General features: G+C 75.0%; 21 protein-coding genes and 1 pseudogene. 5 read left to right on the plus strand and 17 right to left on the minus strand.

Annotation, left to right across the window (positions count from 1 at the left end):
• Positions 1-343: 343 nt before the first annotated feature.
• The 4 genes from AB0L29_RS16570 to xylB form a co-directional block, all read right to left on the minus strand.
• Positions 344-484: an NUDIX domain-containing protein gene (locus AB0L29_RS16570; protein WP_365827749.1), complete on the minus strand. Its 141-nt coding sequence runs from the start codon at positions 482-484 to the stop codon at positions 344-346.
• A gap of 51 nt (positions 485-535) precedes the next feature.
• Positions 536-925 (minus strand): luciferase family protein, encoded by a 390-nt coding sequence (locus tag AB0L29_RS16575; RefSeq protein WP_365827662.1) that lies wholly within the window; start codon positions 923-925, stop codon positions 536-538.
• Between the two features lie 237 nt (positions 926-1162).
• Positions 1163-2371 carry an ROK family transcriptional regulator gene (locus AB0L29_RS16580; RefSeq protein WP_365827664.1) on the minus strand — a complete coding sequence of 403 codons (1209 nt, stop codon included), beginning with the start codon at positions 2369-2371 and terminating at the stop codon, positions 1163-1165.
• Positions 2372-2514: 143 nt separating this feature from the next.
• Positions 2515-3960, minus strand: coding sequence for a xylulokinase (xylB, locus tag AB0L29_RS16585; protein WP_365827666.1), 1446 nt, complete (start codon positions 3958-3960; stop codon positions 2515-2517).
• 141 nt (positions 3961-4101) lie between these two features.
• On the opposite strand from xylB, the gene xylA reads away from it, so the two are divergent.
• Entirely contained in the window at positions 4102-5268 is a 1167-nt protein-coding gene (xylA, locus tag AB0L29_RS16590; protein ID WP_365827668.1) for a xylose isomerase, read from the plus strand.
• A 620-nt stretch (positions 5269-5888) separates the two neighbouring features.
• Here the strand turns inward: xylA and AB0L29_RS16595 are convergent.
• Positions 5889-7184 carry an SWF or SNF family helicase gene (locus AB0L29_RS16595; RefSeq protein WP_365827670.1) on the minus strand — a complete coding sequence of 432 codons (1296 nt, stop codon included), beginning with the start codon at positions 7182-7184 and terminating at the stop codon, positions 5889-5891.
• The gene (locus AB0L29_RS16600) at positions 7181-10063 is read right to left on the minus strand and encodes an SNF2-related protein (protein WP_365827672.1); all 2883 of its coding nucleotides are present in this window, start codon (positions 10061-10063) and stop codon (positions 7181-7183) included. Before AB0L29_RS16600 ends, AB0L29_RS16595 begins: the two co-directional genes overlap by 4 nt.
• Positions 10064-10344: 281 nt before the next feature.
• Here AB0L29_RS16600 and AB0L29_RS16605 point away from each other — a divergent pair, with 281 nt between their 5' ends.
• On the plus strand, positions 10345-10527 hold the full coding sequence (locus tag AB0L29_RS16605; RefSeq protein WP_365827674.1) for a hypothetical protein: 183 nt from the start codon (positions 10345-10347) through the stop codon (positions 10525-10527).
• Positions 10528-10531: 4 nt separating this feature from the next.
• Here the strand turns inward: AB0L29_RS16605 and AB0L29_RS16610 are convergent, their stop codons facing one another.
• The 3 genes from AB0L29_RS16610 to AB0L29_RS16620 all read right to left on the minus strand — a co-directional run bounded on the left by AB0L29_RS16610 (position 10532) and on the right by AB0L29_RS16620 (position 13698).
• Positions 10532-11923 (minus strand): tannase/feruloyl esterase family alpha/beta hydrolase, encoded by a 1392-nt coding sequence (locus AB0L29_RS16610; protein ID WP_365827676.1) that lies wholly within the window; start codon positions 11921-11923, stop codon positions 10532-10534.
• A 457-nt stretch (positions 11924-12380) separates the two neighbouring features.
• Positions 12381-13265: a hypothetical protein gene (locus tag AB0L29_RS16615; RefSeq protein WP_365827678.1), complete on the minus strand. Its 885-nt coding sequence runs from the start codon at positions 13263-13265 to the stop codon at positions 12381-12383.
• A gap of 136 nt (positions 13266-13401) precedes the next feature.
• On the minus strand, positions 13402-13698 hold the full coding sequence (locus tag AB0L29_RS16620; protein WP_365827680.1) for a hypothetical protein: 297 nt from the start codon (positions 13696-13698) through the stop codon (positions 13402-13404).
• Positions 13699-13794: 96 nt separating this feature from the next.
• Between AB0L29_RS16620 and AB0L29_RS16625 the strand changes: the two genes are divergently transcribed.
• Entirely contained in the window at positions 13795-14691 is an 897-nt protein-coding gene (locus tag AB0L29_RS16625) for an oxygenase MpaB family protein (RefSeq protein ID WP_365827682.1), read from the plus strand.
• Positions 14692-15051: 360 nt separating this feature from the next.
• On the opposite strand, the pseudogene AB0L29_RS16630 reads toward AB0L29_RS16625, so the two are convergent.
• Both AB0L29_RS16630 and AB0L29_RS16635 read right to left on the minus strand, forming a co-directional pair.
• Positions 15052-15645 (minus strand): annotated as a pseudogene (locus tag AB0L29_RS16630) (class I SAM-dependent methyltransferase); the annotation flags it as partial.
• Positions 15646-15739: 94 nt separating this feature from the next.
• Positions 15740-16168 (minus strand): PPOX class F420-dependent oxidoreductase, encoded by a 429-nt coding sequence (locus AB0L29_RS16635; protein ID WP_365827684.1) that lies wholly within the window; start codon positions 16166-16168, stop codon positions 15740-15742.
• Between the two features lie 104 nt (positions 16169-16272).
• Here AB0L29_RS16635 and AB0L29_RS16640 point away from each other — a divergent pair, with 104 nt between their 5' ends.
• Positions 16273-16686 (plus strand): roadblock/LC7 domain-containing protein, encoded by a 414-nt coding sequence (locus AB0L29_RS16640; RefSeq protein WP_365827686.1) that lies wholly within the window; start codon positions 16273-16275, stop codon positions 16684-16686.
• Between the two features lie 414 nt (positions 16687-17100).
• Here the strand turns inward: AB0L29_RS16640 and AB0L29_RS16645 are convergent, their stop codons facing one another.
• Both AB0L29_RS16645 and AB0L29_RS16650 read right to left on the minus strand, forming a co-directional pair.
• Positions 17101-17970, minus strand: coding sequence for an acyl-CoA thioesterase II (locus AB0L29_RS16645; RefSeq protein ID WP_365827688.1), 870 nt, complete (start codon positions 17968-17970; stop codon positions 17101-17103).
• A 37-nt stretch (positions 17971-18007) separates the two neighbouring features.
• Positions 18008-20521 carry a DUF3516 domain-containing protein gene (locus tag AB0L29_RS16650; RefSeq protein WP_365827690.1) on the minus strand — a complete coding sequence of 838 codons (2514 nt, stop codon included), beginning with the start codon at positions 20519-20521 and terminating at the stop codon, positions 18008-18010.
• A gap of 145 nt (positions 20522-20666) precedes the next feature.
• On the opposite strand from AB0L29_RS16650, the gene AB0L29_RS16655 reads away from it, so the two are divergent.
• Positions 20667-21461 carry a metal-dependent hydrolase gene (locus AB0L29_RS16655; RefSeq protein ID WP_365827751.1) on the plus strand — a complete coding sequence of 265 codons (795 nt, stop codon included), beginning with the start codon at positions 20667-20669 and terminating at the stop codon, positions 21459-21461.
• A gap of 107 nt (positions 21462-21568) precedes the next feature.
• Here AB0L29_RS16655 and AB0L29_RS16660 read toward each other — a convergent pair whose 3' ends face one another.
• The 4 genes from AB0L29_RS16660 to AB0L29_RS16675 form a co-directional block, all read right to left on the minus strand.
• Positions 21569-21844 carry a type B 50S ribosomal protein L31 gene (locus tag AB0L29_RS16660; protein WP_365827692.1) on the minus strand — a complete coding sequence of 92 codons (276 nt, stop codon included), beginning with the start codon at positions 21842-21844 and terminating at the stop codon, positions 21569-21571.
• A 117-nt stretch (positions 21845-21961) separates the two neighbouring features.
• On the minus strand, positions 21962-22444 hold the full coding sequence (locus AB0L29_RS16665; RefSeq protein WP_365827694.1) for a DUF5709 domain-containing protein: 483 nt from the start codon (positions 22442-22444) through the stop codon (positions 21962-21964).
• Between the two features lie 260 nt (positions 22445-22704).
• On the minus strand, positions 22705-24486 hold the full coding sequence (locus tag AB0L29_RS16670; protein ID WP_365827696.1) for an ABC transporter ATP-binding protein: 1782 nt from the start codon (positions 24484-24486) through the stop codon (positions 22705-22707).
• A complete protein-coding gene (locus AB0L29_RS16675; protein WP_365827698.1) occupies positions 24483-26288 on the minus strand; it encodes an ABC transporter ATP-binding protein in 1806 nt (601 codons plus the stop codon). Before AB0L29_RS16675 ends, AB0L29_RS16670 begins: the two co-directional genes overlap by 4 nt.
• Positions 26289-26743: the final 455 nt, after the last annotated feature.

A 26743-nucleotide genomic window follows, 5' to 3' on the forward strand; every position in this document is an offset into this window, starting at 1 on the left:
CGCCGACGAAGCGTCACAATCCCCCCTGATGTCCCGCCAACTGTCCCAGGGTTCGGGGGATGCGCACCAGACGGCCGGGCCCGAGGGGGGAGGGCGGCGCTGCGCCGGCCGCGCGGGAACAGGCCGGGAAACGCACTCCGCCGGGCGCCGGGGGAACCGGTCCGGGTCACCCGTTCGCCGCCGGCCCCGCTCCCGTCGCGTGCGGGGTGAAGCGGGCGGACGGGGGGCCGGTCGGGAGGCCGGGCCGCCGGGCGGCGAGGGTCTGGGCGCCGCACACGGAGGACCGCTCGGGCAGCCGGTCCGGGGCGAACCACCGCCGGCGCCCCACGCGCTCGCCGGGTCGTCAGGCCGGGTCGTCAGGCCGGGTCGTCAGGCCGGTCTCCCCGGCGAGTTCCCGTACGACCACCCCCCGCGGGCCCTCCCCGGGCTCGACCGTCCCGCCGGGCAGTTCCCGGCGTCCGTGGCGGTGGCGGCCCGGCGGCAGGTCCCGGGGCGCGTGCCGTCCCGGCCGGTGGCGGGCGCCGGCAAGGGCGGCTCAGCTCTCCGCCGCGGCGTTGCGCGCCAGCACCGTGATCCGGTGGAAGTTGCACCCGCCGGGCGCCGGGGAGGAGGGCCGTGTCTGGTGGGCCTTGAGGGCGATGCTCACCAGACTGAGCAGCAGGTCCACATCGGCGTCGCAGTCCAGATGGACCGTCACCCAGCCGGAGCCGGGCACCAGGTGGATCGCGCTGGAGTCGTCGAGGTCGTAGTGCAGGCGCTGGACGGCCCGGTGGGTGAGGTGGAGGTCCACGTCCCGCCCCGAGTGGAAGTGGGCTATCTCGGCACGGCCGGAACGGAGCGCCCGTCCGGCCCCGCAACTGGCCGGTCCCGCCGTCAGGTCGGGCCAGGCCGTCAGTCGGTCCAAGGCACGCTGGGCCAAAGTCATGTGTTCATCGTCGCTCCCTCACCGCCTCGCAACCAGAGGTTGAGCGATTTGTAACCGGGACGTGAGTTTTGTCCGGAGCATCGGACACGCGGTCCGCGCGAACCGTTCCGGAGGCGGCTCGCGAACTCGCCCCGGGCGTCGGCCGGCCGGGGCGATGACCGGCCCGGGTGATGACCGGGGCGGGCGATGAACGGTCGCAGCGTCGGCCGGTCGCGGCCGTGGCGCGCCGTGCCGGGCTCAGGCCCGTCCGGCCACCGCCGCCGGATCGTCCAGCACCGCCCGCACCACCGCGTGCGCCGCCCCGAGCAGCGGCCCCTGCGGCCCCAGCCGGGAGACGGTCACGGGGCAGGCCGGTCCCGCCGTACGCCGGGCCAGCTCGGCCCGCAGCGACGGCAGCAGCCACGGCGCGAGCCCGGCCAGCGCCCCGCCCAGCACGACGCCCTCCGGGTCCAGCAGGTTGACCGCCCCGGTCAGGGCGATGCCGAGCGCCTCCCCCGCCTCGTGCAGGGCGCGGCGTACGGCCTCGTCGCCCGCCTCGGCGCGCCCGGCGAGCAGCCCCACCCGGTCCTCGCCGGGCTCCAGGCCGGCCGCGCGCAGCACCGCCTCCTCGCCGGCGTACTGCTCCAGGCACCCGCGTCCGCCGCACGCGCACTCCGGTCCGTCCGGGCGGACCGGTACGTGCCCCAGCTCGCCCGCGAAGCCGCGGGTTCCGCGCAGCAGCCGCCCGTCCACGACCACCGCCGCGCCGATGCCGATCTCCGCCGAGACGTGCAGGAAGTCGCGCGGGGCGTCCTCGCCGAGCCAGAGCTCGGCGAGCGCACCGAAGTTGGCCTCGTTGCCCACGGTCAGCGGGACGTCTGCCGCGAGCAGCTCCCCGAGGTCCGTGTCGTGCCAGTCGAGGTTCGGGGCGCGCACGACGGTCCGGGCGTCACGCGCCACCAGGCCCGGGACGGCCACGGCGAGTCCCGCCGGCCACAGGCCCTCGCCCTCCGCCTCGGCCACGACCCGGCGTATCAGCCCGGTGAGCTCCCCGGCCACCGGCTCGGGCGGGCGGCCCCGGTTGGTCGCGTGCCGCACGGCCCGCGACCGCACCCGGCCGCGCAGGTCGACCGCGCAGACCGCGAGGTGGTCGACGCCGATCTCCGCGCCGATCCCGGCGGGACCGCGCCCGCTGACGGCGAGCGCCGACCCGGGGCGGCCGACCCGGCCGGGCCGCTCGGGACCCAGTTCCTCCAGCAGCCCCGAGCGGATCAGCTCGTCGACGAGGGTCGACACCGCCGCGCGGGTCAGCCCGATGCGCGAGGCGACGGCCGCCCGGGACAGCGGCCCTTCGGCGCTGACGGCGTGCATCACCCGGGCGAGGTTGCGGCGGCGCATGCCCTGCTGGGTGTCGGGCGTGGCGCGCCCGGGACCGGCGGGGTGGGCCGCGTGCGGTGGTGCGGTCATGCCTCCCTCAGTCCTCACAGTCCGTGCTCGGTCGTGTCCGTGGGCCGGTGCCGCCGCCCGCGGGAGCCGGCCCGGCCGTGCGGCCGCGCCCGCGGGCGGGGCCCGCCGTGCGTGGCGCGGGCCGCTGCCCGTGGGCGGGGCCGTCAGCGCCCGGCCGGGCGCCGTTGAAGCAGCGGGGCCGCGTCGGAGAGTACCCCGGAGATCCTGGCCAGCGTCTCCTCGTCCCGCTCCACCGCCTCCAGCACCGGTCCCGCCGTCGTGTTCCAGCGCCGGGCCACCGCGGCCGGGTCCTCCCCGGTCAGCAGCCCGGCCGCCTGCGCGGCGGCGCCGAGCGCCACCAGCTCTCCGGCCTCGGGCACCTGGACCGGCCGCCCCGACAGCCGCCGTACGGTCTGCTGCCAGGCCGTGCCCCGGGCGCCGCCGCCGATCAGCAGCAGGGGCGCCGAGGGGTCGGCGTCCTCGTCCAGGACCAGGTCGAGGGCGCCGAGCAGGGCGTGGACGGCGCCGTCGTAGGCGGCCTGCAGCAGCTGGCCGCCGGTCGTGTCGTGGCGCAGGCCGTGCAGCAGCCCGGAGGCGTGGGGGAGGTTCGGGGTGCGCTCGCCGTCCAGGTAGGGCAGCAGGGTGGTGGTGCCGCCGGGCTCGACGGCCTCGCGGTCCAGGCCCAGCAGGGCCGCCACCCGGTCGACGGCGAGGGTGCAGTTCAGGGTGCAGGCCAGCGGCAGCCAGTCGCCGTGCGCGTCGGCGAAGCCCGCCACCGTGCCGGTCGGGTCGGCGGGCCGCCGCCGGGAGACCGCGTACACCGTGCCGGACGTGCCGAGGCTCATCACGGGCATGCCCGGGCGCAGCCCGAGGCCCAGCGCGGCGGCGGCGTTGTCGCCGGTGCCCGGCGCGACCAGGGTGCCCCTGGAGAACGGCAGGTCGTGGCCGTCGCGCACGGTGCCGGCCACCTCGCCGGGCCGGACCACGCGGGGCAGCAGGGCGGGGTCGAGCCCCACATGGGCCAGGATCTCCTCGTCGTACGACTCCGTCCCCGACGCCCACCAGCCGGTGCCGGAGGCGTCGCCGCGGTCGGTCGTGCCCTGCCCGGTGAGCCGCTCGGTGAGGTAGTCGTGGGGGAGGCGCACGGCCCTGGTGGCGCGGACCGCCTCCGGCTCGTGCTCGGCCAGCCAGGCCCACTTGGTGACCGTGAAGGAGGCCGTGGGGACGCTTCCGGTGCGCTCCGCCCAGAACTTCGCGCCGCCCAGCTCCTCGGTCAGCCGGCGGGCCTGCGGCGCCGAGCGCACGTCGTTCCACAGCAGGGCCGGGCGCACCGGCTCGCCCCGCCCGTCCAGCGTGACCAGGCCGTGCTGCTGCCCGCCCACCGCCACCGCGGCGGCCTCGTGCGCCGCCTCGCCGCACTGGCGCAGTGCCTCGCACAGGGCCTCCCACCACTGGCGCGGGTCGCTCTCGCGGCCCGCCCCGGAGGAGACGGCGTGCGGGGCCTGGCCGCTCGCGACGACCCGGCCGGTGGCCGCGTCGACGACCAGCGCCTTGGTGGACTGGGTGGACGAGTCCACCCCGACGACGAACGGACCCTCGGCTGCTGACATCGGGTTTCTCCCTCTTCCGCGGCTCGGCGGGATGTGGTCCCCAGGGGTTTCGAGGCATGTCGTCTCTTCCCAGGGATGCGCTCGCATACTAATTTGTAAATCGCCATGACGAAATAGTCCCAGCGAGCGAGGAGCCGCGGCATGAGTTACCAGCCCACCCCCGAGGACAGGTTCACCTTCGGCCTGTGGACCGTCGGCTGGCAGGGCCGGGATCCCTTCGGCGACGCCACCCGGCGTGCCCTGGACCCGGTGGAGACGGTGCAGCGCCTGGCCGAGCTGGGCGCCTACGGCGTCACCTTCCACGACGACGACCTGATCCCCTTCGGGGCCGGCGACAGCGAGCGCGAGGCGCACGTCAAGCGGTTCCGGCAGGCGCTGGACGCCACCGGCATGAAGGTGCCGATGGCCACCACCAACCTGTTCACCCACCCGGTGTTCAAGGACGGCGCGTTCACGGCCAACGACCGTGACGTGCGCCGCTACGCCCTGCGCAAGACCATCCGCAACATCGACCTCGCCGTCGAACTCGGCGCCCGGGTGTACGTGGCCTGGGGCGGCCGGGAGGGCGCCGAGTCCGGGGCGGCCAAGGACGTCCGCGCGGCCCTGGACCGGATGAAGGAGGCCTTCGACCTGCTCGGCGAGTACGTCACCGACCAGGGCTACGACCTGCGGTTCGCGATCGAGCCGAAGCCCAACGAGCCGCGCGGCGACATCCTGCTGCCCACGGTGGGCCACGCGCTGGCCTTCATCGAGCGCCTGGAGCGCCCGGAGCTGTACGGCGTGAACCCCGAGGTCGGACACGAGCAGATGGCGGGCCTGAACTTCCCGCACGGCATCGCGCAGGCGCTGTGGGCGGGCAAGCTGTTCCACATCGACCTCAACGGCCAGTCAGGCATCAAGTACGACCAGGACCTGCGGTTCGGCGCCGGCGACCTGCGCGCCGCGTTCTGGCTGGTCGACCTGCTGGAGTCGGCCGGGTACGACGGCCCGCGGCACTTCGACTTCAAGCCGCCGCGGACCGAGGACCTGGACGGGGTGTGGGCCTCGGCCGCGGGCTGCATGCGCAACTACCTGATCCTCAAGGAGCGGGCGGCGGCCTTCCGCGCCGACCCGGAGGTGCAGGAGGCGCTGCGCGCGGCGCGCCTGGACGAGCTCGCCCGGCCGACGGCCGCCGACGGGCTCCAGGCCCTGCTCGACGACCGGAGCGCCTTCGAGGAGTTCGACGTCGAGGCCGCCGCCGCGCGCGGCATGGCGTTCGAACACCTCGACCAGCTCGCGATGGACCACCTGCTGGGGGCGCGGGGCTGAGCGTCACGCGCGCGTGCGGCCCGCTTCCTCCGGGACCGGGCCGCACCGCGCGCGTCGTCGCTTCGGCCCGTCCCCAGTCCCCCGTCCCGCATCCCGCATCCCGTCCTCCGCCCCGGGCTTCGTCCGGTGTCTCCCGCCGTGCTCCGTCTCGCGGACCGAGAACTGCGCGGAAGCCGGGCGGGATCCGCGCGGAAGCCGAGAGCTTTCCGCGCGGACCGTGCCGCACTCACGCGATCCGCGCCCCCGGCCGGTACCGACCGCCGCACGGCCGTACCGGCCGGCACGCCGGGGCCACGGCGGGCGGCGCCGGCCGGTACGGCCGTGCGGCCCCCGCCGCCCCGGCCGCCCGATCCGCGCCGCCGATCCGCCGAGACCGCCGCCGGTCTTCTCATCGCCCGCCGAGCACCGCCGCCGGTCTCCTCGTGGCCCGCTGAGCACCGCCGTCGGTCTCGTCACCGGCTGTCAAGCGCCGTCGCCGTCCCCGTCGGCTCCGTCACGGGCTGTCGAGACCGCCGTCTCCGTCATGCCGTCGAGATCGCCGCTGGTCTCCTCGTGGCCCGCTGAGCACCGCCGCCGGTCTCGTCACCGGCTGCCGAGCACCGCCGCCCCCGCCGGCCCCGTCACCGGCCGTCGAGACCGCCGCCGGTCTCACCCTCGGGCCCGCGCTCCGCCGCGGCCAGCGCCGTCGCCGGGTCCCGCGCGGGGTCTCCGGCGGGCACCCAGCGGCCGTGTTCCCGGCGGTACGGCCACCAACGGCCGTCCCGGCCCAGGCGCAGTTGGCGCGGCGCGCCGACGACGGTCCACCGGTTGCCCCGCGCCCGCAGGGCCGGCCGCTCGTCGGCGTCCCAGGCCGACTCCAGAGCGGCACGTGCGCGCGCGAGCGCCTCGCCCCGCACCGTCCACTCCTCGTCGAGCACGGCCAGCGCGTCCGCGCCCCCGTGGCGCCAGGCGCGTACGGCCACGGCCAGCCCCTCCCGGCCACGCCCCGAGCCGTCGGCCAGCCGGTCCGCCACCGCCCGCTCCGGCCCGCCCGCGGCCAGCCGCACCGCGTCCTCGGCGACCGTCGGCTCCGCCTCGGGCGGCCGCCGGTGGTGTCCCTCCCGGAGGGCCTCGGCGAGCAGGCGGTGGGCGTGCGCGGCGGTCCGGGCGGCCAGGAACTCCAGGGCGGCCGGGTCGACGCCGGGGGCGGGCGCCGCCCCGGTGTCCAGCGACGGCGGCACGCCGGGCTCCTCGGGAAGCCCCGGCAGGGCGGGCAGCGGCGGCAGGATGCCGCCGGCCGCGTACGCCTCGGCCGCGTCCACGCCCTCCCCCCGGGCGGGCTCCCCGGACCTCCCGGCGGACGCGCCGGCGGGTGCCTGCAGGGCGTCCAGCACGGCGCGTCCGTCGCGTCCCCGCATCAGCAGCAGCACGAACGGGTCCTGGTCCAGCAGCCGCGCCACCTGGTAGCAGAGCGCCGCGGTGTGCCCGCAGTGGTCCCAGGCGCCGCAGTCGCACTCCGGTTCCAGGTCGCCCAGGCCCGGCAGCAGCTCGACACCGGCGGCCGCCGCGTCCTCCACCAGGTGCGGCGGCATCTCCCGGTCCAGCAGGGCCGCGACGTGCCCGGCCCGCTCGACGGCCATGCCGGTGAAACGGTCCCACTGTTCACCCGACAGCTCCTCCAGCAGGACGTCCGCCCGGTGCGTCGTACCGTCGCGGTCCTGGACGACCGCGGTGACACGGCCGGGGCGGACCGTGACCGCGCCGACCGCTCCCGCCCGGGCCAGCCGGCGGCCCGTCCTCACCTGCTCGGAGTCCAGCGCCGCGTCCTCCAGGGACGTCAGCCAGGCCCGGCCCCACCACGTCCGCGCGAAACCCCGCCCCCGCGCGGGCGGCAGCGCGGCGAACGTGCGCTCCACATCACTGCTGCGGCCGCTCACCGAAGGCCCCCTCGCAGCTCCACCAGATCCGCCAGCTCCGCGTCCGTCAGCTCCGTGAGCGCCGCCTCGCCGGCGCCCAGCACCGCGTCGGCCAGCTCCCGCTTGCGGGTCAGCAGCTCGGCGATGCGGTCCTCGACGGTCCCCTCGGCGACGATCCGGTGCACCTGCACGGGCCGCGTCTGGCCGATGCGGTACGCGCGGTCCGTGGCCTGCGCCTCGACGGCCGGGTTCCACCAGCGGTCGTAGTGCACGACGTGCTCGGCCCGGGTGAGGTTCAGCCCGGTGCCGGCCGCCTTCAGCGACAGCAGGAAGACCGGGACCTCGCCGTCCTGGAAGCGCCCGACCATCGCCTCCCGCTCGGGGACCGGCGTCCCGCCGTGCAGGAACAGCGAGGGGACGCCGCGAGCGGCCAGGTGCCGTTCGAGGAGCCGGGCCATCGCCACGTACTGCGTGAAGACCAGCACGCCCGCCCGCTCGGCGAGGACGGTGTCGAGCAGTTCGTCCAGCAGCTCCAGCTTCCCGGACCGCCCGGCGATCACCGGCCGCTCCTCCTTGAGGAACTGCGCCGGATGGTTGCAGATCTGCTTCAGCCCGGTCAGCAGCCTCACGATCAGCCCGCGCCGCGCCATGCCGCCGGCACCGGAGATCTCGGCGAGCGCCTCGCGCACCACGGCCTCGTACAGGGCCGTCTGCTCCGCGGTGAGCGACACGGGGTGATCGGTCTCCGTCTTCGGCGGCAGCTCGGGCGCGATCCCCGGGTCCGATTTGCGGCGGCGCAGCAGGAACGGCCCCACGAGCCGGGCGAGGCGGTCCGCGGCGGCCGGGTCCCGGCCGCTCTCGACGGCCTCCGCGTACCGCCGGCGGAAGGTGCCGAGCCGGCCCAGCAGCCCGGGGGTCGTCCAGTCGAGGATCGCCCACAGCTCCGACAGGTTGTTCTCCACCGGGGTCCCGGTGAGCGCCACCCGCGCGCGTGCGCCGAGGGAGCGCAGCCGCCGTGCCGTCGAGGAGTACGGGTTCTTCACGTGCTGGGCCTCGTCCGCGACGACCAGGCCCCACGGGACCGCCGCGAGCCGGGCCGCGTCCAGGCGCATCGTGCCGTACGTGGTGAGCACGACCTCCCCGTCGGCCAGGCCGTCCAGGCCGCGTCGCGTGCCGTGGAAGCGGCGCACGCGCGTACCGGGCGCGAACCTCTCGATCTCCCGCTGCCAGTTGCCCATCAGGGACGTCGGGCAGACCACGAGGGTGGGGCCCGCGGACGACGGGTCCCGCTGCCGGTGCAGATGCAGCGCGATGAGCGTGACGGTCTTGCCGAGCCCCATGTCGTCCGCGAGGCAGCAGCCGAGACCCAGGGAGGTCATGCGGGCCAGCCAGTCCAGGCCGCGCCGCTGGTAGTCCCGCAGGGTGGCCGCGAGGGCCGGCGGCTGCTCGACGGGCTCCTGCGCCTCGGGGTCGCACAGCCGGTCCCGCAGCGCCGCCAGCCACCCGGTGGGCCGCACCTCGACCCGGTGACCGTCGACCTCCACCGATCCCGTCAGCGCGGCGCCCAGCGCGTCCACGGGCGTCACCCGGTGGCCCTGCCGGGCGCGCGCCCGGCGCGCCTGCCGAGGGTCGACCAGCACCCACTGGTCGCGCAGCCGCACGACGGGACGCTTGGCCTCGGCGAGCCGGTCCAGCTCCTCCCGTGTCAGCCGCCGGCCGCCCAGCGCGAACCACCAGTCGAACGCGAGCAGTGTGTCCGGGGACAGGGGGGACAGGAGCGACGGGCCGTCCGCGGGGGCCGTTCCGCCGGGCCCCGGCTCGTCGTCGGGCGGGCCGACCTCCGCGCACGTGGTGAGGTCACGGGTCAGCTCCTTGGGCCAGTGCACGTCGACTCCGGCGCCGGCCAGCGCCCGGGTGCCCTCGGAGAGGAGCTCGGTGACCTCCTCGTCGGCGAGTTCGACGGCGTCCGGCACGGCCGCCGACAGCAGGGGCGTCAGAGGCGGCCAGGCCCGGGCGGCGCGGCGCAGGGCCAGCAGGGCGTCCATCCGCGCGCGGGGCCCGAAGGCCGGGTCCGGATCGCCGGCCCACACCTCGGCGGCGTCCGCGACGAGCGCCGGGTCGCTCATGCTGTGCACCTGCGGCACGGCCCGGAACGTCACGTCCGACTCGTCGGCCGCCCCGCCCGCCGGGCCGTCCGCCAGGCCGTGCACCTCGATCCGCAGCGACAGCCGTACGCCCGCGTCGTGGCCCGCGGCGACGCCGGCGGCCCAGGCCCGCTGTTCGGGCAGGCGCAGCGGCTCCGGCGCCGCGTAGGCCGGGCCGCCCGTCACCAGGGGCGCGGCGGGGGAGCGGGGCAGCGTGTCGGCGACCGCGTCCAGGAAGGCGCGCAGCAGCCGTTCCGGGTCGGGCAGCCGCAGCGGTCCGGCGCCGTCCAGCGGCACGGCGTGCGCCTCGGGCGGCATCGCGGCGGCGAGGCGGCGCACCGTCTCGGCGTCCTGCGCGCGCAGCGGGCCCGCACGCCAGGCGTCGTGGTCCTCCGGGGACAGGCCGGGCAGCAGCAGTCCGCGCGCCAGGAGGTGCAGGGCGTGCACGGCCGCCGCGCCCCAGAAGGCGGCGGCCCGGTCGCCCTGTCCGCCGGCACGCGCGCGGGTGAGGACCGGCAGGGCCGCCCGCACGGGCAGCACGGCGGCGGGCACGCTCACCGCCTCGGCCCCGCCCTCACCGGGGACCACGACGGTCAGGTCCGCGAGGGACGCCGGCGAGACGGCCGGAGGGGGCGTGCCGTCCGGGAGCCAGAAGGCGACCCTGCCCGTCCGGGCCGGGTCACCGGGTAGGAACACCGCACGGCACCGGGCCAGTCGGGCGATGTCGGACGGGGCGGGTGGAGGAGACGTCTGCACAGGAATGGCGGATTCCTCAAATTTGACTAGTGGGATCGGAGTCGCCGAGGTTACCGCACCGCCGGACTCGCCGGGTTGGACTGTGCCGTGATCCGGGTCACCATGCAGGGGTGGTGGTCTCCTGTCCGGGCGGAGCCGGCGGCGGGCTCCCGGGCGTTCCCGCTCTCGGGGATTTCCGGGGGCGGACGTCAGGGTCGTCTCAGGGTCGCGGTCCGGAACCGCCGAAGACGCGGGCCCGTTTTCACTACAGAGAGCGGCAATGGCCGCGAAGGAGGCGACACATGTCGAAGAACGCCAAGATCGCCGCAGGGGGTGTGGCGGTCGGGCTCCTTCTGTGGATCTGGCTGCCCTGGTGGGCCGCGTTGCTGATCGTCCTGGGAGTCCCGGCCGCCGCCTACCTCGCGCTGGACCCCTCGCAGCGGCGCAGACTGCGCCGCGCCGGCCGCAAGGAGCTCGGCCGCTGAGGAGCTAACGCCCCGACGCGGTCCGGCCGTCCAGCGCGCAGGAGTCGACCACGTCGCCGTCCGCGGGCCTGCCGACCGTCCGGTCCGCGGGCGGCCGCACCCCTCGCTCCACCCACGCGGTCAGGGCGTCGAACGCCGACCGGTGGCAGGGCAGGATCGGACGCAGCCGGTCCGGATACATGTCGTACAGACCGTCGGCATGGGTGCCGCCCCGGATCGTGTAGGAGCGGTGCAGCGGTCCGCGCCCACTGGCGTCGACCATGCGCGCGTACACGTCGGAGTCCGCGGCCTTGGGCAGCAGCGCGTCCAGGTCGCCGTGCAGCGTGATCAGCGGCCTGCCGACGCGTCCGGTCAGCGCCACCCGGGCCACGGCCCGGTGGACGGAGGCGGGACGGGAGGCGTAGTCGTAGAACGCGTCGGAGGGGCACGGCGCGAGGATCTGCTCCGTGGTCGTCCCGGCCGAGGGGCCCGGGCACGCGGGGTCGTAGGAAGGGTCGAACTCGGCGCGGTAGATCTTCTGCGTCAGACCCCAGTACGCCTTCTCGTGGTAGGGCCACAGGAACTCCGAACCACGCGCGAAACCCGCCGCGTACAGGTCCTCGTCCCGTGCCGCGCCGGACATCCGCGCCACCGCCGGCGGCAGGAAGGTGAGCAGGTGCGGGCCGCCGGCGGTCCACAGCGCGCCCTCCCAGTCCACGCCGCCGTCGTACAGCTCCGGGTGGTTCTCCAGCTGCCAGCGGGTGAGGTAGCCGCCGTTGGAGATGCCGGTGATGTACGTGCGGCGCGGGGCGTGCCCGTAGTGCCGGGCGACCGCCCGCCGGGCCGCCCGGGTGAGCTGCGTGGTCCGCGTGTTCCACTCGGCGACCGCGTCACCGGGGCGGCGCCCGTCGCGGTGGAAGTCGACACCGTTGTTGCCCTTGTCGGTCGCGGCGTACGCGAAGCCCCGGGCCAGCACCTGGTCGGAGATCGCCTTGTCGGTCGCGTACTGCTTGCGGGTGCCCGGCGCGCCGGTGACGACGAGACCGCCGTTCCAGCGGTCGGGCAGCCGGATCACGAACTGCGCGTCGTGCCGCCAGCCGTGCGTGGCGTTGAAGCGGGAGGAGTCCGGGAAGTAGCCGTCGATCTGCACCCCGGGAACCCCGGACGGCGTACGGGTGGCCGCAGCGGTCAGCCCGGCCTGGTCGGCCAGGTCCGTGTACGGGGTGCCGGCCAGACCCGTGGTGGTCAGATCGGCCAGACAGGCACTGCGCTGGAAGGCCGCGCCGGGCACCCGTACGTGCTCTCGGCGGGCACAGGGGCGGTCGTCGGCCGCCGTGGCGGTGGCGGGCGTCGGCCCGGTGAGAGCCGCCGCCGTGAGGGCGGCGGCGAGCAGCGGAACGGCACGGCAGGGACGCACGACGGCCTCCGGTTCTGGGGGGCGGGGGAGACGGGAAGGAAGGCGGAGCTGGGGGCGGCTGCCTCATGGTGGGGCTCTGCCCGCGTCTCATCCATGGGTTGGCGCCACATGGAATGACGGTCCCGTGTAGGGAACGGCGCCCCCGCGGAGGGCGAGGACAGGCCGGGGAGGGTGGACGCCGTGACCGCCGAGGAAGGCGGGGCCCGGCTCGACGCCGGCCGGAGGAGGGCGGCCGTGTGTCACCGGGGCGGGGGTACGCCTCGCCGGGGGCGCGCCGGACGCCCCCGGCCCGTCACCCGCGCGCCGGTGCCGCTCGTCGCGCGGCCGCTGCGCCCGCTCCGTCCGCGCCGCGGACACCGCGGCGGGTTCCGCACCGCCCGGGGACCCGCGGCGGGTTCGTCGCCCGGACCGCAGCCGCGCAGCGGATCCCGCCGGAGCCGGGCGCCCGCCGCCGGCCTCAGAGGGGGCGTACGGCCATCTTGTCGAGGGCCTCCAGGAGACCCGGCAGCTCGGGGCCACGGCCCACCGGCAGGACCTCGCCCGGTTCCTCGTCGAGCAGCACGAACGCGATGTCGTCGGTCCTGGCCACGAGCGACCAGCCGGGGCCGTCGGCGCGCAGGGTCCGCGCGTCGCCCGGCGCGAAGGACGACCGGACCCGGCCCAGGGGCGGCGGTGTGTCCAGGTAGGCGCGGGCCTCGGCGAGAACGCGCCGGATCCCGCCGTGGCCGTGCTTCACACCCTGCGCGGCACCACTGTCCTGCGCGGCACCCTCGTCTTGCGCGGCACCACTGTCCTGCGCGGCACCCCTGGCCGTCCGGCCGGCAGTGTCCGGCCGCACGAACGCCGCGTCGTCGACCTGCTCGCGCCACACGGCCCACTGCGACGCGATCTCGTCGGCTCCCAGGCGCCGCTGCGCCGGCCCCCAGACGGTGGTGTCCGGCGGCGACAGCGGGGGCATGCCGGCATCCTCGGGATCGGGGTCGTGCGGCGCGGGCACGCCCGGGGCCGCGACGGCGACCGCAAGGGGCCAGCCGGGCAGGGCGGTGACGACCGTGCGCGCGTCGGGCGACAGCTCGTGCTCCATACCGCAGTCCCAGGACGCGATCGCGACGGCGACCAGGGAGACGTCGTCGACGACGACGGTCCAGCGCGCGCCCTCGCCGTCCTGACCGAGCACCAGCCCGTACCCCTCGGCGAGCGGCGGGAGCCCGAGCGCCGCGCACGCCTGCGGATAGTCGTCGCCCAGCACACTCGGGAACTTCGCCGGCGTCAGCAGCACCGCCGTGAGCACGTAGAGCGCGTCGTCCGCGGCGGCGACGGCTCCCTCGTCCGTCCCGGCCATCCCAGCCTCCCCGTCGGTTCGTCCAACGGCGCGCACCCTAGTGTGCCCCGGAGCCGGTTGTCACGACCTCGCGAACGCACCGGAGCTGCAGTTTCCCGACTCGGCGGGGCGAATCGACCACCGCCGGCGGGCGGTGTCAGGCCGCGGGAAGACCCAGCAGCGCGCGGGCCACGGTCCGCGGCGGCTCGCCGCGTTCCCGTGCCAGCGCGATCACGGCCCGGCACGCCAGCTCGTTCACTCCGAAGGACAGCGCTTCCGGCGACACCCAGCCCGCCGCCTCGTCGATCCGCTCCTGGTCGTTCTCCGCGCAGGCCGAGACATAGGCCGCGGCGGCCTCGAAGAGGTTGTGCGGACGTCCGTCGCGACGGCTGTCCGGCTCCGTGCGCAGGGCGTCACGGAGCCTGACGCCGGACTTGCGGACCCTGGCCCACATGCTGACCACCTTCCCCGCGGGGTTCGTCCTGTCGAGCGTCCATCCCGCCTCCGCCACCGTAGAGTTGGAGCTCGGGCGGCAGAAGGGGGCGGCGCGGTGAAGCGCTTCGCACGGCTGGAACAGATCCGGCGGATGGACCCGTACCGGCAGGCCACGGAGATCCACCGGCTCATGGTGGCGTACGAGTTCCCCTGGGACTTCACCCGAGCCCTGGAACTGGCCCTCTACCGCACGTACGCCGTCCCGGGCATCGGGCGGCTGCTCGCCGGGACGGCGGAGCTCACGGACCGCACGCAGAAGCGGTACGACGACACCTCGCTGCTCCTGGACGCCGTCGTCGAGCACGGCTTCGGCAGCGACCGGGGCCGCACCGCGATCCGCCGCATCAACCAGATGCACCGCAGCTACGACATCCACGACGACGACATGCGGTACGTGCTCTGCACGTTCGTCGTGATGCCGAAACGGTGGATCGACGCCTACGGATGGCGCAGGATGTCCCGGCACGAGACCGTCGCCGGCGCGGTCCACTACCGCACACTCGGGCGGCACATGGGCATCAAGGACATCCCCGAGACGTACGAGGACTTCGAGGAGTACCTCGACGCCTACGAGGAGGCGCACTTCGCCTGGGACGAGGAGGCACGGCGGGTCTCGGACGCCACGCTCGCCCTGATGGCCTCCTGGTACCCGCGCCCGCTGGCGCCCCTGCTGCGCACCGCGACCCTCGCCCTGCTCGACGACCCCCTCCTGGCCGCCTTCCGCTACACCCCGCCGAGCGCCGCCACACGCGCGTGCGTGCGCCGCGCGCTACGGCTGCGCGGACGGGTGGTCCGGCTGCTGCCGCCGCGGCGTGCCCCGCACTTCGCGCGGCAGAACCGGGAGATCAAGAGCTACCCGGACGGCTACCGGCTGGCGGACCTGGGCACCCGTCCGGTCCCGGGCGTCCGGGGCTGCCCCGTACGGCACGTGGACGTGTCGGCCGCCGAGTGAGGTGAGCGAAGTGAGGGCGCCCCGCAGCCAGGCGGGTTCCGCCCGGGACTCGACGCGGCGCGGCCACGGACCCGGGCTCCGCGGCGCGGTCGCGGACCCGGGCTCCGGGTCGCGGGCCGGGGGCCCGCCTTCTCCGGCCGTTCGGCCGCGGGGTACGGCGTGCTCCCGGCGACCGGCTTCACGTGACCGGTCAGCGCCGTGACGCGTTCGTGCGGCTCGTAGCCGTGCGGCGGGGGTGACCGTGCCGGGCGCCGGGCACCCCGTCATGCCGGGCACCCCGTCATGTCCGACGGCCCCGGCGCCTCGCCGCGGCAGTCGCGCGGGACGGGGCCGAGGGGCCGATCGGCCGGCGGGTCGGTCCTCGCGGACGGCCAGGGCCAGGAACCGGGCGTCCTCGTCGACGTACGACGTCATGCGCCACCCGGCCCCGGCCAGCAGCGGCCGCAGATTGGGTTCGGCGCGCAGGTCGTCCGGGGTGACACGGCGCCCCTGGCGGGCGGCGAGCGCCGCCCTGCCGACGGGATGGAACAACGCCAGCAGCCCGCCGGGACGCACCACGCGCGCCAGCTCCCGCAGACCTTCGGCCGGATGCGGCAGGTGCGCGACGAGGCCCGCCGCGAACACCGCGTCCAGCGACCGGGAGCGCAGCGGCAGTGCGGACACGTCGGCGAGCAGCAGCCGCCCGTCCCGGTCCCGTCCGGCCCGTACGGCGGCCTGGAGCATGGCGGGGGTCAGGTCGGCTCCGAGGACCACTCCCGAGGGTCCCACCGCCGCCCGCAGCGGCGGCAGGGCCCGTCCGGTGCCGCAGCCCGCGTCGAGCACCCGGTCGCCCCGGCGCAGTCCGAGTTCGGCGACCGCGGCCGCGTAGACGGGGCCGTCGTCGGGGAACCGGCTGTCCCAGTCGGCCGCGCGGGCGGTGAAGAACTCCTGCACCTGTGTGTGGTCGTCGCTCATGTCCCGCATGATCCCGCATCGGCGCGCAGGGCGCGGTGCCCGCGATCGACGGGCGTCGCGGGTGCGGGTGTGCGGGCACGGCTCCGGCCCGGTCTCAGTCGGCCACGGACTTCTCGCCGAAAACCTTGTCGATCGTGATGCGGACGAGGAGCTCACCCGGAACGCCGTTGCGGGCGCCGAACTGCTCGGCGCGCTCCTCGCCCATGTACCGGGCTCCGATCCGGGTGGCCCAGTGCCGGAGCTCGCCGAGGTCCTCCGAGATCCGGGCGCGGCCCCGCAGCACCACGTGGTCGAACGGCGGCCGGTCGTCGTCCACGCACAGTGCGACACGGCCGTCGCGGGCCAGGTTGCGGCCCTTCACGCTCCGACCGCCGGTGGTGAACACCACCTCGTCCCCGTCGAGCAGGAACCAGACGGGCGTCACATGCGGACTGCCGTCGGAGCGCACGGTGGCGAGTTTTCCGGTGCGGGTGCCGTACGAGACGAACTCCCGCCATTCGGTGTCGGTCATCTTCTGTGCCATGACTCCATCCTGCTTGCCCGTCGTGCGGTCCTGGGGAAGGCTGGCGTGGAGATCCTCCTGCCAGGGGGAGACAACACACGGGGATGACACGGGGAGACCGCGACATGACGCAGAACCGGGGACTCGGCTGGTTACTGGACGATCTGACCGAGCGTGTCGAACACGTACGGCACGCCCTGGTCCTGTCCAACGACGGCCTGGTGACGGGGGCGAGCACGGGACTGCGGCGCGAGGACGCCGAACACCTGGCCGCGGTGTCGTCCGGGCTGCACAGCCTGGCCAAAGGCTCGGGACGCCACTTCGGCGCGGGCCGGGTGCGCCAGACGATGGTGGAGTTCGACGACGCGTGGCTCTTCGTCACCGCCGCAGGCACCGGCAGCTGTCTGTGCGTCCTCAGCGGCGCCGAGGCCGACATCGGGCAGATCGGGTACGAGATGGCGCTGCTGGTCAACCGGGTCGGCGAACACCTCGACGTGGACACCCGGCAGCCCGACCGGAGCCCTGCCACAGACCTTTGACCTGGAGGTTTTCGTCCCTCCGTGGAGTTTTCCACAGGCCCGCCGCCGAATCCGCCGAAGCGGCTACGGTTTTTCCCGGGGCCGACGCGGACGGCGCGGGCCACTCACTCCACGGGGAGACGACCATGTCCGGCCACACCATCACGCCACCCGACCGCCGCTCCCGCGCACCCGGCCGCGCGGCCCGGCCCGCGCGGCCCGCTGTCACAGGAACCACAGAAAACGCGCGTCAGTGGCCCGGCCCGTGCCCGCGCGGCCCGCTGAGCCGGCTCGGGCGCGCAGGCTCATGATCCGGGGGGCACGGCACGCCGCCCGCGGGAGGGACGGGGCCGCCGACGGCCCGCCCGGGCCGGGCCCACGGCGGGCCCGCCGCGCCCGGCGGGACCGCGACGCCCGGTGCGCCCCGGGGCCGGGTCACCCCAGCGCGCGGAAGAGGCCCTCCTGCACGACCGACACGACCAGCCGGCCCTCGCGGTCGTAGATCCGGCCCCGGGCCAGGCCGCGACCGCCGACCGCGATGGGGGACTCCTGGTCGTACAGGAGCCACTCGTCCGCGCGGAACGGCCGGTGGAACCACATCGCGTGGTCCAGCGACGCCATGTCGAAGCCCCGCGGGCCCCACAGGGCTTCCACGGGAATGCGGACGGCGTCCAGGAGGGTCATGTCGCTGGCGTAGGTCAGCGCGCAGGTGTGCACGAGCGGGTCGTCGCCCAGCGGACCCACCGCGCGCATCCACACGGCGCTGCGCGGCTCGGCGTCCTTGACCTCCTCGGGCGTCCAGCGCAACCGGTCCACGTAGCGGATGTCGAAGGGCTGGCGGCGGGCCATCCGCTCCAGCTGCTCGGGCAGCTCGCCCAGGTGCGCCCGGATCTCGTCCGTGACCGTCGGCAGGGACTCCGGGTCCGGGACCTCACGGGCCGGCGGCAGCTGGTGCTCGAAGCTTCCCGGTTCGGGACGGTGGAAGGAGGCGGTGAGATTGAAGATCGTGCGGCCCTGCTGCACGGCGGTGACCCGGCGCGTGGTGAACGACCGCCCGTCCCGGACCCGCTCGACCTGGTACACGATCGGCACCCCCGGCCGGCCGGGGCGCAGGAAGTACGCGTGCAGCGAGTGCACCGGGCGGTCGCCCTCCGTGGTGCGGCCGGCGGCGACCAGCGCCTGGCCCGCCACCTGGCCGCCGAAGACCCGCTGCAGGGACTCCTGCGGGCTGCGGCCACGGAAGATGTTGACCTCGATCTGCTCCAGGTCGAGCAGGTCGACGAGACTCTCGGCCGGATTCGTCATGGATGGGACTCTCCTGTGCTCACGGCTGGCCGTCTGCTCACAGCCGGCCGACATCGGTGACACGGACGACCGCGCGGCCCTCCGCGTCGGAGGCGGCCAGGTCGACCTCCGCGCTGATGCCCCAGTCGTGATCGCCGTTCGGGTCGTCGAAGATCTGGCGGACGCGCCACCGGCCCTTGCCCGGTTCCTCCTCGATGAGCAGCAGCTTCGGGCCGCGGGCGTCGGGACCGGTGCCGAGGTCGTCGTACTCGTCCCAGTACTTGTCCATCGCCTCGCCCCAGGCCTCGGCGTCCCAGCCGGACTCCGCGTCCATCTCGCCCAGCTCCTCGACCCGGTCGAGGGCGGCGAGCTCCACGCGGCGGAACATGGCGTTGCGGACCAGGACGCGGAAGGCGCGCGCGTTGGTGGTGACCGGCTTGACCTCGTCGGCCTTCTCCTGGGCCTCCTCGGCGGTCATCTCCTCCGGGTTGGCGAGCTGCTCCCACTCGTCCAGCAGGCTGGAGTCGACCTGGCGCACCATCTCGCCGAGCCACTCGATCAGGTCCTGCAGATCCTCGGACTTGAGGTCGTCGGGGACGGTGTGGTCGAGCGCCTTGTAGGCGCTGGCGAGGTAGCGCAGCACGATGCCCTCGGTGCGGGCCAGCTCGTAGAACGACACCAACTCCGTGAAGGACAGGGCCCGTTCGTACATGTCCCGGACCACGGACTTCGGCGACAGCGGATGGTCGCCGACCCAGGGGTGGCTCTTGCGGTAGGTGTTGTACGCGTGGAAGAGCAGCTCTTCCAGGGGCTTGGGGTACGTGATGTCCTGGAGGCGCTCCATGCGCTCCTCGTACTCGACGCCGTCCGCCTTCATCGCGGCCACCGCCTCGCCGCGCGCCTTGTTCTGCTGGGCGACCAGGATCTGCCGCGGGTCGTCCAGCGTGGACTCCACTACGGACACCATGTCCAGCGCGTACGACGGCGACTCGGGGTCCAGCAGCTCGAACGCGGCCAGCGCGAACGTGGACAGCGGCTGGTTCAGCGCGAAGTCCTGCTGGAGGTCGACCGTCAGACGGACGATGCGGCCCTCGGCGTCCGGCGCGTCGAGCTTCTCGACGATGCCGCCGTCCAGCAGCGAGCGGTGGATGGCGATGGCCCGCCGGATGTGCCGCAGCTGCTGCCTGCGCGGCTCGTGGTTGTCCTCCAGCAGACGCCGCATCGCCTCGAAGGCGTTGCCGGGCCGGGCGATCACCGACAGCAGCATCGTGTGCGTCACCCGGAAACGGGACGTCAGCGGCTCCGGCTCGGAGTCGATGAGCTTCTCGAAGGTCTTCTCCGTCCACCCGACGAAGCCCTCGGGCGCCTTCTTGCGCACCACCTTGCGCCGCTTCTTCGGGTCCTCGCCCGCCTTGGCCAGCGCCTTCTCGTTCTCGATGACGTGCTCGGGCGCCTGCGCGACGACGAAGCCCTCCGTGTCGAAGCCCGCCCGTCCGGCGCGGCCCGCGATCTGGTGGAATTCACGGGCGCGCAGGGTGCGTACGCGGTTGCCGTCGTACTTGGTCAGGGCGGTGAACAGCACCGTGCGGATCGGGACGTTGACGCCCACGCCGAGCGTGTCCGTGCCGCAGATGACCTTCAGCAGACCGGCCTGCGCGAGCTTCTCTACCAGGCGCCGGTACTTGGGCAGCATGCCGGCGTGGTGGACCCCGATGCCGTGCCGGACGTAACGGGAGAGGTTGCGGCCGAACTTCGTGGTGAAGCGGAAGTTGCCGATCAGCTCGGCGATCCGGTCCTTCTCCTCGCGCGTGCACATGTTGATGCTCATCAGCGCCTGCGCCCGCTCCACGGCCTGCGCCTGGGTGAAGTGCACGATGTAGACCGGTGCCTGCCGGGCCTCCAGCAGGTCGGTGAGCGTCTCCGTGAGCGGGGTGTAGCGGTACTCGTAGGAGAGCGGTACGGGCCGGGTCGCGGAACGGACCACCGCCGTGGGACGGCCCGTGCGGCGGGTGAGGTCCTTCTCGAAGAAGGAGACGTCACCGAGCGTCGCCGACATCAGGACGAACTGCGCCTGCGGCAGTTCCAGCAGCGGGATCTGCCAGGCCCAGCCGCGGTCCGGCTCCGCGTAGAAGTGGAACTCGTCCATGACGACCTGGCCGACGTCCGCGTTCCTGCCGTCGCGCAGCGCGATCGAGGCGAGCACCTCGGCGGTGCAGCAGATGACGGGCGCGTCGGCGTTGACGGACGCGTCGCCGGTCAGCATGCCGACGTTCTCGGTGCCGAAGAGCTTGCACAGTTCGAAGAACTTCTCCGAGACCAGCGCCTTGATCGGGGCGGTGTAGAAGGTGACCTCGTCCCGGGCCAGCGCGGCGAAGTGGGCACCCGCGGCGATCATGCTCTTGCCGGACCCGGTGGGCGTCGACACGATCACGTTCGCCCCGGAGACCACCTCGATCAGCGCCTCCTCCTGGTGGGGGTAGAGCGTGAGCCCGCGTTCGCCGGCCCACGACTCGAAGGCTTCGTACAGGGCGTCGGGGTCGGCGGTCGGCGGCAGCTGATCGATGAGGGTCACGGACCCATCTTGCCTGGCCTCCTCCCCGATGCGGCAATCGGATGCCGCCTTGAAGATCGCGACCGATACGCTGTCTCGCCGGCGGAGCGTCTAGGCGTCCGGTCAACCGGACAGCGGCACAGGAGAAATGGGGCGGGCAACGGCGATGATGGGACCAGCACACTCTCTGTCGGGCGCCGCCGCCTGGCTCGGTGTCGGTGCGGCGGTCGCCGCGGCCGGGCACCCGATGCCCTGGCCGGTCCTGCTGGCCGGTGCCCTGGTCTGCGCCGGCGCCGCGCTCGCCCCGGACCTCGACCACAAGGCCGCCACCATCTCACGGGCCTTCGGGCCGCTGTCGCGCTGGATCTGCGAGATCGTCGACAAGTTGTCCTACGCCGTCTACAAGGCGACGAAGAAGCAGGGCGACCCGCGCCGCTCCGGCGGGCACCGCACGCTCACCCACACCTGGCTGTGGGCCGTCCTGATCGGCGCGGGCACCTCGGTGCTGGCGATCACCGGGGGCCGCTGGGCGGTGCTGGCGATCCTCTTCGTGCACCTGGTGCTGGCCATCGAGGGCCTGCTGTGGCGGGCGACCCGGGGCTCCAGCAGCGACGTGCTGGTGTGGCTGCTGGCCGCGGCCGCCGCGTGGATCCTCGCGGGCGTCCTGGACAGGCCGGGCAGCGGATCGGACTGGCTGTTCACGGCGCCGGGCCAGGAGTACCTGTGGCTGGGGCTGCCGGTCGTGCTGGGCGCGCTGGTGCACGACATCGGGGACGCGCTGACCGTCTCGGGCTGCCCGATCCTGTGGCCCATTCCGGTGGGGCGCAAGCGCTGGTACCCGGTCGGCCCGCCGAAGGCCCTGCGGTTCCGGGCGGGCAGCTGGGTGGAGCTGAGGGTGCTGATGCCGGCGTTCATGCTGCTGGGCGGGGTGGGCTGCGCGGTGGCGCTCAACGTGATCTGAGCCCTCGGCGTCACCGGTGGGCGGACGGGCACCACCGGCGGGCGGACCGGCGGCCGGCCGGGACCCGGACAGCTCGGCCGCCCGTCGGACCGGGCGGCTCGCGGGGCTCAGACCGCCCCGCCGCCGGCGCCCTGGTCCGGTCCGCCGCCGTAGCGCCGCTCGAAGCGGGCGACGCGGCCCTCCGAGTCCACCGTCCGCGCCTTGCCGGTGTAGAAGGGGTGGCTCTCCGAGGAGATCTCCACGTCCACCACCGGGTAGGTCTCGCCGTCGTCCCACTCGATCGTCTGGTCGCTGGTCGCGGTGGACCGGGTCAGGAAGGCGTAGCCGGCGGCGCGGTCGCGGAAGACGACGGGGTGGTAGTCGGGATGCTTGTCCTGCTGCATGGGTGCTCCTCGGGCGGTTCGGTGCGGTGGGGCGGTACGGGAAGGGCGCGGTCGGGAGGGTGCGGCCGCAGGGGTCCGGCCGGCCGGACGGGGCGGCGGCACGGGGGAGCGGCGCGGTCAGCCGGGCGGGTCGGCCGGCAGGGCGTCCTCGTCGACGATGTGCACCGCGGCCTCCTCGGCGGAGGCGGCCGCCCCGTCGATGCCGACGTCCCTGGCGACGAGCGCGGGCTCCTCGTCCTCGTGCACCCCCTCGTCGGGTGCCACGAGACGGCCGGAGCGGACGGCCCCGACCTCGTTGTCCAGCAGTTCGCCGTCGGTGCCCTCGACGTCGCCGAGGCCGTCGCCGCCGTACCCGGCGGTGTCCGGCAGCTCCTCGGCGAGCCGCTGGTCCAGCGTCTCGCCCCGCAGGCGCTCCGCCGCCGTCACCCCGACGTGCTCCACGGCCCAGGGCCGCTCAGGAGGGGACCAGCCCGGGTCGAGGGGATCGTCGGTGCCGTCGAACGCCAGGGTGTCCTGGGTGTCGAGCAGCCCCGCGTCATCCTTCTGATCGTCCTGATCGGGCTGGTAGACGTCGTCTCCCCATCCGTCGGCGCTGTTCACGGATACCTCCAGGGGGTGGGGACGGGCGCGCTGTCACCGCGACCCGCACCGGGCCGCCGCTGCATGCAGCACAGGCGTCACCCGTCGCCGGACGGCATGGTGTCCGGGCGGTCCCCGAGCCGGTGCCTGATTCCAGCCTTCCACCGCCGTTCGGCACAGCGCAACGGCACGGACCCGGTCCGGGCACGCCCCGGCCCGCCCGGCCCCGGCGCGGGCCCGGCCGTGCCGGGCTCGCGCCGGGGCGCCCCCGTCCCCTGCCGTCACCCGTGCCAGGACCGCCACAGCGCCGCGTACGCCCCGTCTGCCGCGACCAGGTCGTCGTGGCTGCCCAGTTCACTGATCCGGCCGTCCTCGACGACGGCGATGACGTCCGCGTCGTGGGCGGTGTGCAGGCGGTGGGCGATGGCGACGACCGTGCGGCCGTCCAGGACCCGGGCCAGGGACCGCTCCAGGTGCCGGGCGGCCCGCGGGTCGAGCAGGGAGGTGGCCTCGTCCAGGACCAGCGTGTGCGGGTCGGCCAGCACCAGGCGGGCCAGCGCGGTCTGCTGGGCCTGGGCCGGGGTGAGGGCGAGGCCGCCCGAGCCGACCTCGGTGTCCAGGCCGTCGTCGAGGGCACGGGCCCAGCCGTCCGCGTCGACCGCCCCCAGTGCCGCCCACAGCTCGGCGTCGGTGGCGTCCGTACGGGCGAGCCGGAGGTTGTCGCGCAGGGAGCCGACGAAGACGTGGTGCTCCTGGTTGACGAGGGCGACGTGGGCGCGGACCCGTTCGGCGGTCATCCGGGACAGCTCGGCGCCGCCCAGGGTGATCCGGCCGTCCCGGGGCGCGTAGACGCCGGCGAGCAGCCGGCCCAGGGTGGACTTGCCCGCGCCGGAGGGGCCGACCAGCGCCAGCCGGGTGCCGGGGGCGACCTCCAGGGACACCTTGCGCAGCACGTCCACGCCCTCGAGGTAGCCGAAGTGCACCCGGTCGGCGTGCACATGGCGCCCGTCGGGGGTCAGCGCGGGGTCACCGGCGTCCGGCTCGATGTCCCGGACGCCGACCAGCCGGGCCAGCGACACCTGGGCCACCTGCAGTTCGTCGTACCAGCGCAGGATCAGGCCCACCGGGTCGACCAGCATCTGCGCGATCAGCGCGCCCGTCGTCAGCTGGCCCACACCGATCCAGCCCTGCAGGACGAACACGCCGCCGATCATCAGGACCGAGCCGAGCACCGTCACATGGGTGACGTCGACGACGGGGAAGAGCACCGACCGCAGCCAGAGCGTGTACCGCTCCCAGGCCGTCCACTCCCTGATCCGGCGCTCCGACAGCTCGATGCGGCGCGCGCCGAGACGGTGGGCCTCGACGGTGCGCCCGGCGTCCACGGTCTCGGCGAGCGCGGCGGCCACGGAGGCGTACCCGGCGGCCTCCGAACGGTAGGCGGAGGGCGCCCGCCGGAAGTACCAGCGGCAGCCGGTCACCAGCAGCGGGACGGCGAGCAGCACGGCGGGCGCCAGCGGCGGCGCCGTGACGACCAGCCCGCCCAGCAGCAGTCCGGCCCACACCACACCGATCACCAGCTGGGGCACGGCCTCGCGCATGGCGTTGGCGAGCCGGTCGACGTCGGTCGTGATCCGGGACAGCAGGTCGCCCGTCCCGGCCCGTTCCAGTACGCCGGGCGGCAGCCCGACCGACCGGACGAGGAAGTCCTCGCGCAGGTCGGCCAGCATCCGCTCGCCGAGCATCGCACCGCGCAGCCGCACCTGGCGGACGAAGACCGCCTGGAGGGCCAACGCCAGCAGGAACAGCCCCGCGGTGAGCTCCAGGCGCACCTCCCGCGCGCCGTCGGACACCCGCTCCACCAGCCCGCCCAGCAGGTAGGGACCCGCCATCGAGGCGACCACGGCCGCCGTGTTGACGGTGATCAGCAGCAGGAAGGCCCGGCGGTGCCGGCGCAGCAGTTCGGCCACGTAGGCGCGTACGGTCGCGGGAGCGCCGACGGGCAGGGTGCCGGCCGTCGTCGGGGCCGCCGGGTCGTACGCCGGTGGCGCCACGCCGATCATGCTGTCTCCTCGATCTCTTCCAGTCGGTGCAGTACGCCGTCCCGGTGCAGGACCTGGCCGAGGGGGGCCTCGTCGTCGGTCTCGCGGGTCACCACGGCCCGGTACCGGGGATCGCCGCGCAGCAGGTCGCGGTGGACGCCGACGGCCGCGACCGTGCCGTCGTGCAGGAACACCACCCGGTCCGCGCGGTCCAGCAGCAGCGGGGAGGAGGTGAACACCACGGTCGTGCGCCCCGCGCGCAGGTCCCGCACGCCCTGGGCGATGCGGGCCTCGGTGTGCGAGTCGACGGCCGAGGTCGGCTCGTCCAGGACGAGCACCTCCGGGTCCGTGATCAGCGACCGGGCCAGCGCGAGGCGCTGGCGCTGGCCGCCGGACAGGGACCGGCCGCGTTCGGTGATGCGGGCGTCCATCGGGTCGCCGGCGTCCGGGAAGCCCTGTGCCAGCGCGGCCAGCACGTCGTCGCACCGCGCGGCCGCCAGGGCCGCGCGTGCCTCGACGCGGCCCGAGGCGGGCACGTCGAGCAGGTCGCGCAGCGAACCGGACAGCAGCACCGGGTCCTTGTCCTGGACCAGGACGGCCGTCCGGGCGCAGTCCAGCGGCAGCTCGTCGAGGGGGACGCCGCCCAGCAGCGCGGAGGTGCCCTCCTCGGAGGGATGGCCGCCCAGCCGTTCCGCCAGCCGCCCGGCCGCGTCCGGGTCGCCGCACACCACGGCGGTCAGCAGGCCGGCGGGCGCGAGCAGACCGGTGGCCGGGTCGTACAGGTCCCCGGACGGGAGGTCCGCCGCGCGCGAGCCCGCGGTGTCCGTGGCCCGTTCCAGCGCCAGCACGCCCGCGGCCCGCTTGGCCGAGGGCCGCGAGAAGGAGTAGGCCATGGCGATCTCCTCGAAGTGCCGCAAGGGGTAGGTGAGGACCATGACCGAGCTGTAGACGGTGACCAGTTCGCCGACGGAGACCCGGCCCTGGCGGGCCAGGTGCACGCCGTACCAGACCACCGTGATCAGCAGCAGCCCGGGCAGCAGCACCTGGATCGCGGAGATCAAGGACCACATCCGGGCGCTGCGCACGGCCGCGTGACGCACCTCCTGCGAGGCGCGGCGGTAGCGGTCGAGGAACAGCTCCTCGCCGCCGATGCCGCGCAGCACGCGCAGGCCGGCGACGGTGTCGGAGGCCAGTTCGGTGGCGCGTCCGGCCTTCTCGCGCTGGATGTCGGCGCGCCGGGTGGCCCGGGGCAGCAGCGGCAGCACCGCGAGTGCCAGGACGGGCAGGCCCACGGCGACGACCACGCCGAGCGCCGGCTGGTAGAGGACGAGGCCGGCGCAGACCAGCACGAGCGTGACCGCCGCCGCGGTGAACCGGGACAGTGCCTCCACGAACCAGCCGATCTTCTCGACGTCGCCGGTGGAGACGGCCACGACCTCGCCGGCCGCGACGCGCCGGGTCAGCGCCGAGCCCAGCCGGGCGGCCTTGCGGGCGAGCAACTGCTGGACGCGGGCGGCCGCGGTGATCCAGTTGGTGATCGCGGCGCGGTGCAGGAAGGTGTCGCCGACCGCGTTGCCGGCGCAGGCCAGCGCCAGCAGGACGCCCGCCTGCGCGAGCCGGGCGCCGGACCGGTCGACGACGGCCTGCACGGCGAGGCCGACGCAGAACGGCAGTGTGGAGACCGACACGAAGTGCAGCAGCCCCCAGGCCAGCGACTTGAGCTGACCGCCCAGCTGATTCCGGAAGAGCCACCACAGGAATCGGGGACCCGAGCGCGCGTCCGGCACACCCGGGTCGGGGTACGGAAGATCTTGAATCTGCATGACGTCCCAGTGGCTCGTGGCAAGGTGTCGAACGGGGAGCGGGGCGAAGGGGAGGCGACAGCGGGGAGAGCGGGGAGGCGAGCGGCGACGGCCGCGTACGGGAGCAACAAACCGTGACAGGTTCGCGCCGCACCGTGGTCGTGCGCAAACGGTTTTCCGCGCCGCCGCACGGATCCGGCCCCGGCCCGCGGCCGCATCGGGTGCGGTGCCGCGCGCCCGGGGCACTCCGGGGTGTCCCGAGGTGCCCTGGGGTGTTCCGGGGTGTCGTTGCGGGGGAGCGCGATCCCCCGCGGCGGCGCCTTCCCGCAGCGGACCACCGGGCAGGGCCTGTCACGTCACCGTCGCCGGGGCCCGGCTCCGGCATCGAGTGGTCCGTGGAGGAGGACGTCACGCGCCACGGCGCCACGTTCCGGCACCCGGATCCGGGACGCTCATCGGGAACGACGCCGATGACG

The organism is Streptomyces sp. NPDC052701 (assembly GCF_040678355.1).
Classification (GTDB): Bacteria; Actinomycetota; Actinomycetes; order Streptomycetales; family Streptomycetaceae; genus Streptomyces.